This window comes from Polaribacter uvawellassae (assembly GCF_039748955.1).
Lineage (GTDB): Bacteria > Bacteroidota > Bacteroidia > Flavobacteriales > Flavobacteriaceae > Polaribacter > Polaribacter uvawellassae.
In genome coordinates, this window is the sequence record NZ_JBDIZN010000008.1 from 28,430 (window position 1) to 43,815 (window position 15,386).

Sequence of the window (15,386 nt, forward strand, 5' to 3'; positions counted from 1 at the left end):
TACAATATTTCCCTAAAATAATAGTTATTCAAAAAAGACAAGTTATTAACTTTATAAAGCAAATTGAATTAACTATATTTGCACGCTATTTTTTAAGATGAAGAAACAATTTTTAGCAATAGTATTTATTTGTGTTACAAGTATATCATGGAGCCAAATAAATGAAATTGGGGTGTTTATTGGGGGTAGTAATTATGTTGGAGATGTAGGAAGATCAACTTATATTTATCCAAACAACTTTGCTGCAAGCCTTATTTATAAACACAATTTAAACCCAAGAGTTGCTTTAAGAGGTACTTTAAGTTATTTACCAATAAATGGTGACGATTCAGAATCATCAAATTTAGTAAGAGTAAATAGAAACTTTAAGTTTAATAATTCAATAAAAGAAGTAGCTATTGGAGTTGAATATAATTTTTTTGAATATGATATGACTTCAGAAGATAAGATATACACACCGTATATTTTATTAGAAGTTGCAGCATTTGGTTATGATAGTGTTGAGTCTGAAATTATTCCAGGACAATACAATTTAAAAACAAAAATCTCATATGCAATACCGTTTGGATTAGGATTTAAAGGAAAATTAGGAGATAATGTTGGATTTTCATTAGAAACAAGAATAAGATATACGTTTACAGATGATTTAGATTATACAACAAGTAACATACCTTCATTAAATTTCGGAGGAAACTCTAACGATTGGTATATGTTTACTGGAATTTCTTTAGTATATGCTTTTGGAAGACCAGCTTGTTATGTAGATTTAAGATAATATATGGATAAAAAACTACACATTAATTTACAAAAAGTACCACAACATGTTGCCATTATTATGGATGGCAATGGGCGTTGGGCTAAAGGTAAAGGTATGGAACGTGTTTTTGGACATAGAAATGCCTTAACAGCAGTAAGAGAATCTATAGAAGCTGCAGCTGAAATTAATGTAAAAGTTATTACACTTTATGCATTTTCTACAGAAAATTGGAAGCGACCAAAAATGGAAGTAAATGCTTTAATGAACTTACTAGTTACTTCATTAAAAAAAGAACTATCCAGTTTTCAAGAAAACGGAGTTAAAGTAATTTCAATTGGAAGTGTTAATAGTTTACCTACTAAAGCCCAAAAAGCGTTATCCGAAGTTATTGAAGCAACAAAAAACAATTCTAAAATAACTTTAACTATGGCCTTAAGTTATGGTTCAAGAGAAGAAATTGTTAATACTATCAAAAACATATCTAAAAAAGTTGTTAATAACGAACTTCAAATAGAAGAAATTGACGAAAAAGTTATTAATAATCATTTATATACATTTAATTTGCCCGATGTTGATTTAATGATTCGCACTAGTGGCGAACAACGCATCAGTAACTTTTTATTGTGGCAAATGGCTTATGCCGAGTTATATTTTACAAATATACTTTGGCCAGATTTTAGAAAAAGCGATTTTTTTGACGCAATAATTGAATATCAAAATAGAGAACGACGCTTTGGTAAAACAAGCGAACAAATTGAAACACCAAATGAGTAAGTATACTATTGTAGTACTATTATTATTAAGTTTTTTAACTGTAAATGTTAACGGACAAACCAATAATACATCATCTAAGGACACAATTCCTACAAATATACCTTATGTAAAAGGACAAGAATATATTTTAGGAGGAATTACAGTTACTGGTTTAAAAAAGTTTAGCGAAGAAACAGTAAAAATATTTACTGGTTTAAGAAATGGACAAATGATTAAACTCCCAGGAGATAAATTAACGAGCGCCATTAAAAAATTATACGACAGTAAGCAATTTAGCGATGTTGATGTATACCTAGCAAAAATTGATGGTAATACCGTGTATTTACAATTTAATGTAACAGAATTACCACAGTTAAATCAAGTTACTTTTTCGGGGATTAAAAAATCAAAAAGAAAAGAATTAACAAAAGAAACTGACCTTAAAACTGGTGCAATGGTAACAGACAATTTAATTGTTACCTCTACCAATTACTTTAAAAAGAAATTTACAGATAAAGGGTTTTTAAAAACCAAAGTTTCTATAAACACATCAAAAGACACTTCTGATATTAATGTTGTTAATATGGATGTTCATATAGATAGAGGAACTCGTATTAAAATAAAAAACATTTCTTTTACTGGAAATAAAGAGTTTTCTGACAGAAAACTTAGAAAAGCAATGAGCAATACCAAAGAAAAAATGTTTGGTAGATTTTGGAAATCTTCAAAATATATAGAAGATAATTACAGAGAAGACTTAGAGAGTATCTTAGAAAAATACAGCCGAAAAGGATATAGAGATGCACGTATTTTAGGCGATAAACTTGTTTGGAATGACGACAATACAATTAGCTTAGAAATTGAAGTTGAAGAAGGTAGACAATACTACTTTAGTGATATTAACTATGTTGGTAACAAAAATTTTACTGTAGATCAATTATCAAGAATACTTGGTATTGATAAAGGTGACATTTATAATGGAACTGTTTTAAAAGAACGAGTAAGTGGCGATAACACACCTAATTCTCAAGATTTACAAACATTATATCATAATAACGGTTTTTTGTTTGCTTCTGTAAACGCTGTTGAAACAAAAGTTGTAAACGATTCTATTACTGTAGAAATTAGAATTCGTGAAGACGAAAAAGCAACGATTAAAAAAGTAACAGTTATTGGTAACGAAAAAACAAATGACCACGTTATTTATAGAGAATTAAGAGTTAAGCCAGGAGATTTATTTAACCGTGCTCAAATTATTAGATCTATTAGAGAAATTGGTCAATTAGGATTTTTTGACACAAATGTAACTCCAGAAGTAAAACCAGATTGGCAAAATAAGACTGCTGATATTGATTTTACAGTTACAGAAAAAGGCGGTAGCCAAATTGAATTACAAGGTGGTTATGGTGGTGGTGCATTTATTGGAACGTTAGGTTTATCGTTTAATAATTTTGCAATCAGAAACATGTTTAAAAAAGAAGCTTACAAGCCTTTACCAACTGGTGATGGTCAAAAACTATCTTTACGTTTACAAGCAAGTAGAACATATAGTACGTATAGTTTTTCATTTACAGAGCCTTGGTTAGGTGGTAAAAAACCACAATCTTTTTCATTCTCAATTTATAACTCAAATCAATATCAATACGATTATAGAACTGGAGTTGTAGATAAAGATCAAAATTTAAGTATTGTTGGGGTTACTTTAGGTTTAGGAAAAAGATTACAATGGCCAGACGATTATTTTCAACTTTCACAATCTATCAGTTATCAAAACTTTAGCCTAAACAATTATGGTTTTAGAGTTGGAACAGATATTTTAAGCAACGCTAATTTAAATAATTTATCATACAACATTCAGCTAATTAGAAATTCTGCAGGACCATCATTAATTTTCCCAACTTATGGGTCAGAATTTAGTATTGGTGCAAAATTAACATTTCCTTATTCATTAGTTAACGGAAAAGATTATTCCAACATTAGTTTAGCTGAAAAGTATAAATGGATGGAATATTACAAGTTAAGTTTTAAAGGTAAATGGTACACAGCATTTACAGATAAGCTTGTTTTAATGATGAATGCTGAAGGTGGATTCTTAGGAAACTACAGCAGTAAAGTTGGTGCAACACCATTCGAAAGGTTTTTTGTTGGTGGTGATGGATTAGCGGCTTATCAATTAGATGGTAGAGAAACTATTGGATTAAGAGGATACGAAAACAGCCAGTTATCTTCAATTCAAGGAGGAACAATATATAATAAATTTCAATTAGAGCTACGTTATTCTATAACAGACAAACCTTCTGCTTCTATTTATACTTTAGGGTTTTTAGAAGCTGGAAATTCTTATGACAATTTTAATAGTTATAATCCGTTTGAATTAAAAAGGTCTGCCGGTCTTGGGATACGTATTTTTATGCCAGCATTTGGGTTGTTAGGAATTGATTTTGCTCATGGTTATGATGCATTACCAATATACAACAACTCGCCAAATGCTCCAATATCTGGTTGGCAAACACATTTTATTATTGGAAGACAGTTCTAAAAATTAGATACTAATTGGCAATGTATTCTATTTTTGGCATGGTTTTTTCAAAACAAAAACTATTAAAGATGAAAAAAATATTCGTATTAATCGTTCTTTTGTTTACAATACAAAATAGCATTGCACAAAAAGGTCAAAATTTAGCTTATATAGATATGGAATATATCTTAGAGAATGTTCCAGAATATGTAAAAGCACAGAATAATTTGAATGTTAAAGTAGAAGAATGGAAAGGTAAACTGTCAAAATTAGAGAGACATATTGAAGTTTTAAAAACAGATTTAGCAAACGAAAAAGCGATCTTAACAAAAGATTTAATTGAAGAAAGAGAAGAAGACATTACAATAAAGAAAGAAGAACTAGCAAGATTAGAATCTTTATATTTTGGACCGCAAGGAGATTTATTCTTATTAAGAAAGCAATTGGTTAAGCCAATTCAAGATTTGGTATATAATTCTGTTCAAAGTATTGCAAAAAGAAAAAAATATGACTTTGTTTTAGATAAATCTAGCGAATTAGTCATGTTATATTCAAATAAAAAATACGATATTAGCGAACTCGTTTTAGCAAGCATTGTTAAAGATCGAAAAATTAAAACGACAAAAGACAATATTACTGCTAAGAAAACAGCAGTACAAGAAAAATTAGAAGCGATAAAACAAGCTAGGCTTAAGAAAATTGAAGAGCAAAAAAAAGCAATTCAAGCTAAAAGAGACGCTAAAATAAAAGAAAGAGACGCTAAGAGAAAATTACTTTTAGATAAAAAGAATGCCGCAAAAAAGAAGAAAGAAAAGAATAAATAACAACGAATAAATAAATTAAAATTAAAACAAGGAGAAATGAAACAATTTAAAAAGTTATTATTAATAGCTGTATTTATGTTAGGTGTAGTAGGAGTTGCCAATGCACAGAAAATCGGTCATATAGACACTGCAAAGTTAGTGCAAAACATGCCTGACACTAAAAAAGCAAACTCTGAGCTAGAGAAGATTCAAAAAACATATAAAGATGATATTGAAGCTAATATAAAAGCTTATCAAACTAAAGCACAAAGATATGCTGCTGAAGAGAATGCTCAAACTCCAGAAACAAACGCTAGAAGAAAAGCAGAATTACAAAGTGATGCTGCAAAAATTCAACAAGCAGAACAAATAGCTACTCAAGAATTAAGAAAAAAAGAAATTGAGTTGAAAAACCCAATTTACGAAAAAGCTCAAAAAGCAATTGCAGATGTTGCTGCTGCAAAAGGATTGGTTTATGTATTTAATTCTGCTCCAGGTGGAGGTTTAATTATCTTTGAAAAAGGGACAGATATTTATGATGCTGTAAAAGCTAAATTAGGATTCTAAAGAAATATACTTAATTATAAATCAAAAAAACCTACTTTACTAAGTAGGTTTTTTTATTTTTGTTAGGATATGAATACAGCTTCTGCACAACCTATTGGCGTTTTTGATTCTGGTATTGGTGGTACATCAATTTGGAAAGAAATACAACAACTTTTACCAAATGAAAACACCATCTATTTAGCAGACAGTAAAAATGCGCCTTATGGTCAAAAATCTGAAGAAAAAATACTAGAATTATCTATAAAAAACACAGAACTCTTACTCAAAAAAAACTGCAAGTTAATTGTTGTTGCTTGTAACACAGCTACAACAAATGCTATTGAATATTTAAGAACTAATTATACTATTCCATTTATAGGAATTGAACCTGCAATTAAACCTGCATCCATAAATACCAAAACAAAAAACATTGGCATTTTAGCAACAAAAGGAACTTTAAATAGTAGCTTATTCGCAACAACATCAAACAAAATAAGTCAAGAAGTTTCTATAATAGAACAAGTTGGTGAAGGTTTGGTAGAACTGATTGAAAATGGACAATTAGTTTCTAAAGAAATGACTCTGTTATTAACCAATCATTTACAAAAATTACTAAAACATAATATAGATTATCTGGTTTTAGGTTGTACTCATTATCCGTATTTAATACCTCAAATACAAGAAATAATTGGAACTGATATAACGATAATCGATTCTGGTCAAGCAGTTGCAAAACAGACTAAAAGAGTTTTAGAAGAATATAATTTATTAAATATTCAGAACTTAAAAACCAATCACATATTTTACACTAACACAACCACAAAAGTGTTGGAATTAGTTTTAGGAAACAATCAAAATTATAGTGTTGAAAAATTAGACTTCTAGCTTAGAATGAACCATTAATATTAGGACAAGCTGCTGCTCTTTGTCTTTTTTGGAAAACATTTATTCCTAAAGTAATTTGATGATAACCAGTATCAGAAAATACAATATCGCCTAGTTGTTTTGTAAAAGTATAAGAAATCATCATTTGATTGTAGTTTACACCAACAATTGGAGAAAGATAATTTAAGTTTTCTATTGCTCCATTATCAAAACTTCTTCTGTAAGATAATGCTGCCCAAAGTTGAGCTTTATTAAAGTTTTTGTACGCTTTAATATTAAAATCTGCAATTGCTTCACCTGTTCCTTCTCGTAATTGCAACATAAAAGAAGGCTCTAAGTTTACAACATCTCTATACTCAAAATAATACCCTGCACTAAAAATATAATTTCTTAAGTCTAACGGTTCTAAGCTATTATTTAAATTGTTTTTAGCAGAAAGCAATAAATTTTTTACAGTAAAATAAGATGAAAAACCAGCTTTATGATATGAAACACTAAAATCGGCATTAAAATAACTTGTGCTTTCTATAAGTTGCTGAACAGTTCTGTCTCCAAAAAAAGTTCTTTGATCAGATTGGTTTTGAACCGCTGTTGCAGACAAACCAAACGATAATTGCTCAAATACACTTCCGTTACCAATATTTAAGTGATACGCATAACTAGCTTGAATTCCTTTTTGAGAATGATATCCATTTTTATCATTAAAAACAACAAATCCTAAAGCTGCTTTTTCTCCGAATCTATTGTGAAAACTTAAGGTTTGTAATTCTGGAGCATTATCTACACCTTGCCATTGTTTTCTTCCGGTTAACCTAATTTTTCCAGTATTTCCAATTCCTGCTGCCGATGGATGAATTAAAAAAACATTATCAGACAAATAATCAGAATATATAGGCAATGTTTCTTGACCTAGAAGAGATAAAGAACTAAAAAAGGAAAAAAGAAAAATTAGTACTCTTTGCAAAGTGTTGTATTTTATTATTTTTTAAGCTTTCAAATATAACATATTCAGTTAACGATTCCATTTTTTAACTAAAAAAATACTCCCAAAACCAATTCTATTTAAAAATGTTGACTTTAATTTCTATTATTCTTTATCTTTATCCTTTAATCAACCACAAAACTGTTTATCACATGAAAATTAAAGCTGCTTTTTTCGCCCTAATATTTACACTTCTTTTTGTTGGATGTAAATCTAACGAACCAAAACTACCAAATCAATTAAATACTATTTCTACATCAAACAATATTAAAATTGATGAAGCGCAATTACTAAATAACATAAAAATATTAGCAAGCGATTCTTTAGAAGGAAGAGGTTTTACTAAACCAGGTAATTATAAAGCACAACAATTAATTGCGAACGAATTTAAAAGATTGCAATTAGAAACCGTTTTAGAAAGTGGATATATTCAAGAATTTACAACTACTTATAAAGGCGCAAGAAGACAACGTATGTTTCCTGTAAAAGGCAAAGAAAGAAACGATGCAAATGTGCCTGACACCACAGTTGTCGGTGGAAATGTTATTAGCATGATAAAAGGAAAATCTGACAAAGTAATTGTAATTACTGGACATCATGATCATTTAGGAATCAGAAACGGAAAAATATATAACGGCGCAGATGATGATGCTTCTGGAACTGCAGCAGTAATTACAATTGCAGATTATTTTAAAGATAAAACTCCAAATCATACCTTAGTTTTTGCAACAGTTGATGCTGAAGAAGCAGGAATGCATGGTTCTGCTTATTTGGTGAAAAACTTTCCTTTAGGAAAAGAGAATATCGTCTTAAATATTAATATGGATATGATTTCTCGAAACGATAAAAACGAATTATATGCCTGTGGTATATTTCATTATCCGCATTTAAAAGAGCCTTTAACAAAGGTAAAATCTTCAATTACTTTATTATCTGGACATGATGATCCAGATGATAAAACAAAACAAAACTGGACAAATTCTTCAGATCATAGATCTTTTCACAAAGAGAAAATTCCGTTTATTTATTTTGGTGTAGAAGATCATAAAGATTATCATAAAGACACAGATACTTTTGAAAATATAAATCAAGCGTTTTATGTAGAAGCCGTGAAATTAATTATTCAATCCATAGAAAATTACGACACATTTTTGAAATAAACAAAAAAAGAAAAAGCCTTCACTAATTTAATGAAGGTTTTTTTTGTAGCGAGTATTAGACTCACTTCGTCTACGCTCAGTATAAATTTCTCGTCCAATCTGCTTTAAACGATAAAAAGTCAAAACAATTAAGTTTTGACTTTTTTTTACTAGTAGCGGGAATTGGACTCGAACCAATGACCTTCGGGTTATGAGCCCGACGAGCTACCTACTGCTCTATCCCGCGATTTGGACTGCAAAGATACAACCATTTTCTATTTCTTTCAAAAAAAAATCAACTTTTATTTTAAATAATCTTAATCTACTCAACTACAATATCCTATCTTTTAAAGGTCGATAAATTAAAAAACAAACTATCTTTGCAACATGACACATAAAGCAGGTTTTGTAAATATTATTGGAAATCCTAATGTTGGTAAATCAACATTAATGAATGCCTTGGTTGGTGAGAAATTATCTATTATAACCTCTAAAGCACAAACCACAAGACACCGTATTTTAGGAATTGTAAATGATGAAAATTATCAAATAATTTTTTCTGATACTCCAGGGATAATTCAACCTGCATATCAATTACAAGAATCTATGATGGATTTTGTAAAGTCTGCTTTTGATGATGCAGATGTGCTAGTGTATATGGTAGAAATGGGCGAAAAAGAGTTAAAAAACGAAGCCTTTTTTAATAGAATTATCAATAGTAAAATTCCTGTTATTTTATTATTAAATAAGATTGATACTTCTAATCAAGATGAAGTTGAAGAAAAACTTTTGTATTGGACAGAAAAAGTATCAAATGCATCAGTATTTATTATTTCTGCATTAGAGAAGTTTAATATTGATGTTGTTCTAAATAAAATTATTGAGCTTTTACCTGAAAGCCCAGCTTTTTATCCAAAAGATCAATTAACAGACAAACCTGAACGCTTTTTTGTAAATGAAAAGATTAGAGAAAAAATTCTGATGCATTACAAAAAGGAAATTCCATATTCGGTAGAAGTAGAAACAGAAGAGTTTGTTGAGGAAGAAAAAATTATTAGAATTAGATCTGTAATAATGGTTGAACGTGATACTCAAAAAGGAATTATCATTGGTCATAAAGGAGCTGCAATAAAACGTGTTGGTACAGAAGCTAGAAAAGATTTAGAATTGTTTTTTGAGAAAAAAGTTTTTATGGAGTTATATGTAAAGGTCAATAAAAACTGGAGAAACGACAAAAATCAATTAAAGCGTTTTGGCTATAAAGAATAACTTTAGCTTTCTAAAATAACAGTCATTAAATTGTGCAAATCATCCATTTGTTTATGACCAGTACTTTTACCTATTCTTCCTAAAAAATATAAAACTAACCAAAGTAACGGTAAAAAAATTACCATCATAAGTGGCATTATAAACGCTTCTTCTAAACTCCATTTTACATATAGCATTACTGTAAAAAGTAAAAATGCAATTCCAACTACAAAATGGATAAACATAAACAAGGTCCAAACTTGTGCTTTTGGTCCAAAAAGTCCTTTAAGCATACTTTTGTTTTCTGCTATTTCAACAATTTCTAGATTTAATTGAGGCGACCAAAAATGTTCTTCTTCTTTAGGAACATCAATAATAATATGTCCGTCAGAAAAACGACTAGGATGTTTGCATTCTTTTTCTTTTAAAATAGTTGTAAATTTTTGAATTATCTTTTCGGGATTTTCTTCTAAGTCGATTGTAAATCTTGGCCTTAAAAAAACTTCGCTGCTTGTTTTTTCTTTCATAAATTTAGTCAGCTTTATACGTTAACTTCATCGTAATAGAAGCTGTTTTTAATTTTGAAGTTGTGTTAAAAGTTCCGCCCCAAGAATAATCTTCTTTAGAGTTTTGACCTGTAATTTGAAAGATTCCCATTTTTGCAGAGATTAGGTTTCCTAGTTTTCCACCAGAATTTGTAGCAATATTATCGGCTCTTAATTTAGCATCTGATGTTGCTTTAGAAATCATTTCTAATTTTAAATCTGCTAATTTCGTATAATAATATCTTGGTGGTTGCGAGTAAAACTCGATTCCTTTGTTTAATAATTCTGTAATTTCTCTTGAAATTTTCTCCACTCTTTCTACATCGTTAGAATCTACTTGTAACGATTGCGTTAAAATATAACCCAAAAACTGTTCTCCAATATATTTTCCTTCTTTATTGTAATTTGCTTTTGTGTTTTTTCTGCTTGTTACAGCTTTAAAAACCAATTCGTTTGCTTTAATTCCTTTAGACATCAAATAATCAGAAATTATTTTCTTTGATTTTTCTAAATTGTTATACGCCAATTTAAGGTTTGTACTTTCGTTAGAAAAAGAACCTTCCCAAACAATTAAATCTGATTTAAAATCAGCTTTTCCAAGTCCGGTAACAGAAATAATTCCGTCTGTATTATTTCTATTTACAATAGAATTTCCTAATAAAAATGCCGCAATAACAATAGCAATTGAAAAAATGATGGCTGTAAAATTGTTTTTCATAATAGTAAAATTTATAACTCTCTAAAATTAAACAAATATCATTCCCTAATTAGTATCTTTGCAAAAATATTTTTTTTAGATGAATAATAGTATTGTTGCCATTGTAGGAAGACCAAATGTAGGGAAATCGACTTTATTTAATCGATTGGTTCAACGTAGAGAAGCAATTGTAGATTCTGTTAGTGGTGTAACTAGAGATAGACATTACGGAAAATCTGACTGGAACGGAAAAGAATTTTCTGTAATTGATACCGGTGGATATGTTGTTGGTTCTGATGATATTTTTGAAGATGAAATCCGTAAGCAAGTTCAATTAGCTTTAGACGAAGCAGATATTATTATTTTTGTGGTGGATGTTGAGCAAGGAATTACGCCGATGGATTCTGAAGTTGCAAAATTGTTGAGAAAAGTAAAAAAACCAATTTTTACTGCAGTTAATAAAGTTGATAACGCAATGCGTGATGCAGATGCTGTTGAATTTTACAATTTAGGATTAGGAGATTATCATACCATTTCATCGATAAACGGAAGTGGAACTGGAGAATTATTAGACGCATTAGTCGAAAAAATGCCAGAACCAGAAGAAGTTGATTTAGAAAAAGAAGAATTGCCAAGATTTGCTGTTGTTGGACGACCAAATGCAGGAAAATCATCATTTATAAATGCTTTAATTGGAGAAGAAAGAAATATTGTAACCGATATTGCTGGAACTACAAGAGATTCTATCGACACAAAATACAATCGTTTTGGTTTTGATTTTAATTTGGTTGATACAGCCGGAATTAGAAAAAAATCGAAAGTAAAAGAAGATTTAGAATTTTACTCTGTAATGAGAGCCGTTAGAACTATTGAATATTCTGACGTTATTATTTTAATGATTGATGCAACTCGTGGTTTTGAAGGTCAAGATCAAAATATTTTTTGGTTGGCAGAAAAAAACAAAAAAGGTATTGTAATCCTAGTAAATAAATGGGATTTAGTAGATAAAGAAACCAATACTGTAAGAGATTACGAAGCTGCAATTAGAAAAGAAATTGCTCCGTTTACAGATGTGCCAATTATCTTTGTTTCTGTACTTACCAAGCAACGTATTTTTAAAGCAATAGAATCTGCTGTACAAGTATTTCAGAATAGAAAAAACAGAATTCCTACTAGCAAACTAAATGAAACAATGCTAGAAGTAATTAAAAACTACGGACCACCAGCAATAAAAGGGAAGTTTGTAAAAATTAAATACTGTATGCAATTGCCAACTCCAACGCCGCAATTTGCCTTTTTTGCGAATCTACCTCAGTATGTAAAAGATCCGTATAGAAGGTTTCTAGAAAATAAAATGAGAGAAATTTACGATTTTTCTGGAGTTCCAATTATCATTTACTTTAGGCAAAAGTAAACTTCAATAATTTTTTTTAGTAATTATTTTTTTAGATTTTAAGTTTAAACTTAAAATAAAGGCATGTTTTTTGAGACACAATCACTTTTGTTTCGTCTTTAAGATAACATGAAATTAACAATTCATAATAAATAAACGTTAAAAAGAGTCTAGATTTATGAATCTAGACTACAGTAACTTGTTTATTAATTTGTATTGATGTTATATTTGATTTAATAACTATTACTAAATTCAAAAAATTACTATGAAAAAAATACTCTCACTAATTGTAATGCTTTGTATTACAAGCATCATGTATTCTCAATCTGTTACTTATCAAATTACAGGGACAATTAAAGCCGAAAAAGGCAAATCTCCATTAGAATCTGCAACCATCCATTTAGAAAAAATTAAAGATAGCTCTGTTGTTTCTTATACAATTTCTAATGATAAAGGATTCTTTTCTTTAGAAGGAAAATCTTTTCAAAAAGAACTTAAATTATACGTTTCATTTATTGGATTAAAAACTTATTCAAAGAAAATAATCCTCAACAATAAGTCTTTAAACTTAGGTGATATTATTATGAAACCTCAAGATAATTTGTTAGATGAAGTTGTTGTTAAATCAAGATCTCCAATTACAATTAAAAAAGACACATTAGAGTTTAATGTAAAATCTTTTAAAACAAAAAAGGATGCTTCTGTAGAAGATTTATTAAAAAAACTGCCTGGCGTAGAAGTTGACGAAGAAGGTAAAATTACCGTAAACGGAAAACCTGTAAATAAAATTCTTGTAAACGGAAAACCTTTCTTTGGAAATGATCCAACAATAGCGACAAGAAATTTAACCAAAGAAATTATTGAAAAAGTTCAAATTACAGATACAAAAACGAAGTCTGAAGCTTTTACTGATCAAAAAGGAGATCAAAATAATAAAACGATAAACCTTACTATTAAAGAAGAAAATAATAAAGGTTGGTTTGGTAGATTAGCTGCCGGTAAAGGCACAAATGACCATTACGAATACGCCGCAATTGTAAATCGATTTGATAACGATAGGCGTTTTAGTGTTCTTTTAGGAGGAAATAATATCAATTCTCCAGGATTTAGTTTTGGTGAAATACAAAAAATGTTTGGAAATAGTGGAGGCATGAGCGTTTCTGTAACTTCTGGAGGAGGTTTTAACTTTAGTGTTGGCGGAAGATCTTTTGGTGGTGGAGAAGGAATTGTAAAATCTAAAAACTCTGGTTTTACTTTTGCTGATCAATTGACTAAAAAAATTGAAGTGAATGCAGATTATTTTCATTCTGGAAGTAATTCAAGTAACATCACAAAAAGTAATAGAGAAAATATTTTATCAAACGGGAGTTATTTTTCTAATTCTAATGCTACAAGTAATAATGATTATGCATCACATAGTTTTAATACCGAAGTAGACATTAAAGTGGATTCTACTTTTATGATAAATATAAAGCCTTCTTTTACGTTAAATAAAAATGAAGGAATTAATACAAATTACGAAGAAACGCTTGATGACAATAAACAGCTAACAAATAAATCTACGAGTAGTAATTCAACTAAATCTAGAGTTAATCAATTCAAAAATAAAATTAGTTTTTCAAAAAAGTTTGGAAAGAAAGGAGCTTTTATTGGTTTAACAATTGACAATCAAATTGACAAAACTGATGGAGAAGATTTTAATAATTCAGAAATTGAAATTATAAACTCTTCTACTCAAAAGAGAAATCAGTTTAGTGATAACAACTCAGAATATTCGAGCATTGATACTAGATTAACATATAGAAAACCATTAATTGCTAAAAAACTATTTTTAGATTTTGCTTATCTATACTCAACAGACAAACGCGAAAATGTAAGAAGTACTTTTGATTTTGATAATAACACACAAGATTACACAAGCTTTAACACATTATTAAGTACAGATTTTACATATAAAACCACCAAAAGTTCGCCTTCTCTACAGTTATCTTTCCGAGAAAAAAAATGGACACTAAATCTTAAAGGAGGTTATGTAAGTCGAAATATAGAAAGTGAAGACAAGTTACGCACAAATTCAAATTTAAGTAGAGATTTTAATGCTATAGAAGCACAATCTTGGTTTAGTTATCGATTTGATTCTAAAGCTCAATTGTATACAAATTATTCTATTACAAATAGTATTCCTTCAGCAACACAAATTCAGCCTTTTGTAAATGAAAACAATCCATTAAATATCATAACTGGTAATCCGAATTTAAAGCCAACCAACAATCATAGATACTCAATAAGTTTAAACAAGTTTAATTTTCAAGCAGGAACAGGTTTTTATATGAATGCAGGTCTAACTAAAGCAGAAAATAAAATAGTTACAAAAAGCATTATTGACCCAGTTACTTTGGTAAGAAATACGACATATGAAAATGTAAATGGAGATTACAGAATTAATTTAGGTGCAAATTATAATAAGAAGATTAAACTTGATTCAATAAATAACACCTTAACTATAAGAGTTGGCGGTTATTTTGCTGAAACCAAAAATGTCTATTTTTTTAATGGAGTAAAAAGCAATTCAAAAACAAAAATTATATCTCCTAATTTAGGAGTTACATTAGACTTAAGAAACATCATACAAATTGCTCCAAGATATAGCGCTTCATTTACCAAAACTTCTTTCGATTCAAACAGTCTTAGAAACCAAGATTATGTTAGTCATAATTTAAGTATTACCACAAAAACACTATCAAATAAAAAACTAGAATGGCAAAATAATGTTAGATATAATTACAACCCAAATGTTGCTGATGGATTTAACAAAAGTGCTTGGTTTTGGAATTCTTCACTAGCGTATTCTGTTCTAAAAGATAAAGGAACAATTACTTTAAAAGTGTATGATTTATTAAATCAAAATACCAATGCTAGAAGAATTGCAACTTCAAACTATATTGAAGATAGACAAAGCACCGTTTTACAACAATATTTTATGTTGAGTTTTAGTTGGAAGTTTAATAGCTTAGGCAAAAAAGGTGAAGCTGGTAAGGATCCGTTTTTTATGTTTTAACTTCTAAATGCAAGGTTTTTATAATTACTCGACTACAAGTTAACATTTCGTACTTTTGTTAA

Annotated in this window: 13 protein-coding genes and 1 tRNA gene; 10 read left to right on the top strand and 4 right to left on the bottom strand. The window is 29.2% G+C overall.

The annotated features are described in order from the left end of the window. The first annotated feature begins 97 nt into the window (after positions 1-97). From porG to murI, 6 genes are all read left to right on the top strand, one after another. On the top strand, positions 98-775 hold the full coding sequence (gene porG / locus ABDX67_RS12980; protein WP_347175468.1) for a type IX secretion system protein PorG: 678 nt from the start codon (positions 98-100) through the stop codon (positions 773-775). 3 nt (positions 776-778) lie between these two features. Then, positions 779-1,531: an undecaprenyl pyrophosphate synthase gene (uppS, locus tag ABDX67_RS12985; RefSeq protein ID WP_347175469.1), complete on the top strand. Its 753-nt coding sequence runs from the start codon at positions 779-781 to the stop codon at positions 1,529-1,531. Next, positions 1,524-4,049 carry an outer membrane protein assembly factor BamA gene (bamA, locus tag ABDX67_RS12990; RefSeq protein WP_347175470.1) on the top strand — a complete coding sequence of 842 codons (2,526 nt, stop codon included), beginning with the start codon at positions 1,524-1,526 and terminating at the stop codon, positions 4,047-4,049. Before uppS ends, bamA begins: the two co-directional genes overlap by 8 nt. 68 nt (positions 4,050-4,117) lie before the next feature. Further along, entirely contained in the window at positions 4,118-4,852 is a 735-nt protein-coding gene (locus ABDX67_RS12995) for an OmpH/Skp family outer membrane protein (protein WP_347175471.1), read from the top strand. Positions 4,853-4,888: 36 nt separating this feature from the next. Then, positions 4,889-5,398: an OmpH/Skp family outer membrane protein gene (locus ABDX67_RS13000; protein WP_347175472.1), complete on the top strand. Its 510-nt coding sequence runs from the start codon at positions 4,889-4,891 to the stop codon at positions 5,396-5,398. A 69-nt stretch (positions 5,399-5,467) separates the two neighbouring features. Continuing rightward, entirely contained in the window at positions 5,468-6,262 is a 795-nt protein-coding gene (gene murI, locus ABDX67_RS13005; RefSeq protein ID WP_347175473.1) for a glutamate racemase, read from the top strand. A 1-nt stretch (position 6,263) separates the two neighbouring features. Here the strand turns inward: murI and ABDX67_RS13010 are convergent, their stop codons facing one another. After that, positions 6,264-7,226: a PorP/SprF family type IX secretion system membrane protein gene (locus tag ABDX67_RS13010; protein WP_347175474.1), complete on the bottom strand. Its 963-nt coding sequence runs from the start codon at positions 7,224-7,226 to the stop codon at positions 6,264-6,266. A 170-nt stretch (positions 7,227-7,396) separates the two neighbouring features. On the opposite strand from ABDX67_RS13010, the gene ABDX67_RS13015 reads away from it, so the two are divergent. Next, the gene (locus ABDX67_RS13015; protein ID WP_347175475.1) at positions 7,397-8,404 is read left to right on the top strand and encodes a M20/M25/M40 family metallo-hydrolase; all 1,008 of its coding nucleotides are present in this window, start codon (positions 7,397-7,399) and stop codon (positions 8,402-8,404) included. 153 nt (positions 8,405-8,557) lie between these two features. Here ABDX67_RS13015 and ABDX67_RS13020 read toward each other — a convergent pair. Continuing rightward, positions 8,558-8,630, bottom strand: a tRNA-Met gene (locus ABDX67_RS13020). A 140-nt stretch (positions 8,631-8,770) separates the two neighbouring features. Between ABDX67_RS13020 and era the strand changes: the two genes are divergently transcribed. Continuing rightward, positions 8,771-9,652, top strand: a complete 882-nt coding sequence (gene era / locus ABDX67_RS13025) for a GTPase Era (RefSeq protein ID WP_347175477.1) — start codon at positions 8,771-8,773, stop codon at positions 9,650-9,652. 2 nt (positions 9,653-9,654) lie between these two features. Here the strand turns inward: era and ABDX67_RS13030 are convergent, their stop codons facing one another. Both ABDX67_RS13030 and ABDX67_RS13035 read right to left on the bottom strand, forming a co-directional pair. Then, positions 9,655-10,158 carry a GTP-binding protein gene (locus tag ABDX67_RS13030; protein ID WP_347175478.1) on the bottom strand — a complete coding sequence of 168 codons (504 nt, stop codon included), beginning with the start codon at positions 10,156-10,158 and terminating at the stop codon, positions 9,655-9,657. Positions 10,159-10,162: 4 nt separating this feature from the next. Next, positions 10,163-10,894, bottom strand: a complete 732-nt coding sequence (locus tag ABDX67_RS13035; RefSeq protein WP_347175479.1) for an SIMPL domain-containing protein — start codon at positions 10,892-10,894, stop codon at positions 10,163-10,165. A 79-nt stretch (positions 10,895-10,973) separates the two neighbouring features. Between ABDX67_RS13035 and der the strand changes: the two genes are divergently transcribed. Further along, on the top strand, positions 10,974-12,287 hold the full coding sequence (gene der, locus ABDX67_RS13040; protein ID WP_347175480.1) for a ribosome biogenesis GTPase Der: 1,314 nt from the start codon (positions 10,974-10,976) through the stop codon (positions 12,285-12,287). A 244-nt stretch (positions 12,288-12,531) separates the two neighbouring features. Continuing rightward, positions 12,532-15,324 (top strand): outer membrane beta-barrel protein, encoded by a 2,793-nt coding sequence (locus ABDX67_RS13045; RefSeq protein ID WP_347175482.1) that lies wholly within the window; start codon positions 12,532-12,534, stop codon positions 15,322-15,324. Positions 15,325-15,386: the final 62 nt, after the last annotated feature.

Coding starts and splice junctions, on each gene's coding strand:
- porG (WP_347175468.1), top strand. CDS start 98: ATGAAGAAACAATTTTTAGCAATAGTATTTATTTGTGTTACAAGTATA.
- uppS (WP_347175469.1), top strand. CDS start 779: ATGGATAAAAAACTACACATTAATTTACAAAAAGTACCACAACATGTT.
- bamA (WP_347175470.1), top strand. CDS start 1,524: ATGAGTAAGTATACTATTGTAGTACTATTATTATTAAGTTTTTTAACT.
- ABDX67_RS12995 (WP_347175471.1), top strand. CDS start 4,118: ATGAAAAAAATATTCGTATTAATCGTTCTTTTGTTTACAATACAAAAT.
- ABDX67_RS13000 (WP_347175472.1), top strand. CDS start 4,889: ATGAAACAATTTAAAAAGTTATTATTAATAGCTGTATTTATGTTAGGT.
- murI (WP_347175473.1), top strand. CDS start 5,468: ATGAATACAGCTTCTGCACAACCTATTGGCGTTTTTGATTCTGGTATT.
- ABDX67_RS13015 (WP_347175475.1), top strand. CDS start 7,397: ATGAAAATTAAAGCTGCTTTTTTCGCCCTAATATTTACACTTCTTTTT.
- era (WP_347175477.1), top strand. CDS start 8,771: ATGACACATAAAGCAGGTTTTGTAAATATTATTGGAAATCCTAATGTT.
- ABDX67_RS13030 (WP_347175478.1), bottom strand. CDS start 10,158: ATGAAAGAAAAAACAAGCAGCGAAGTTTTTTTAAGGCCAAGATTTACA.
- ABDX67_RS13035 (WP_347175479.1), bottom strand. CDS start 10,894: ATGAAAAACAATTTTACAGCCATCATTTTTTCAATTGCTATTGTTATT.
- der (WP_347175480.1), top strand. CDS start 10,974: ATGAATAATAGTATTGTTGCCATTGTAGGAAGACCAAATGTAGGGAAA.
- ABDX67_RS13045 (WP_347175482.1), top strand. CDS start 12,532: ATGAAAAAAATACTCTCACTAATTGTAATGCTTTGTATTACAAGCATC.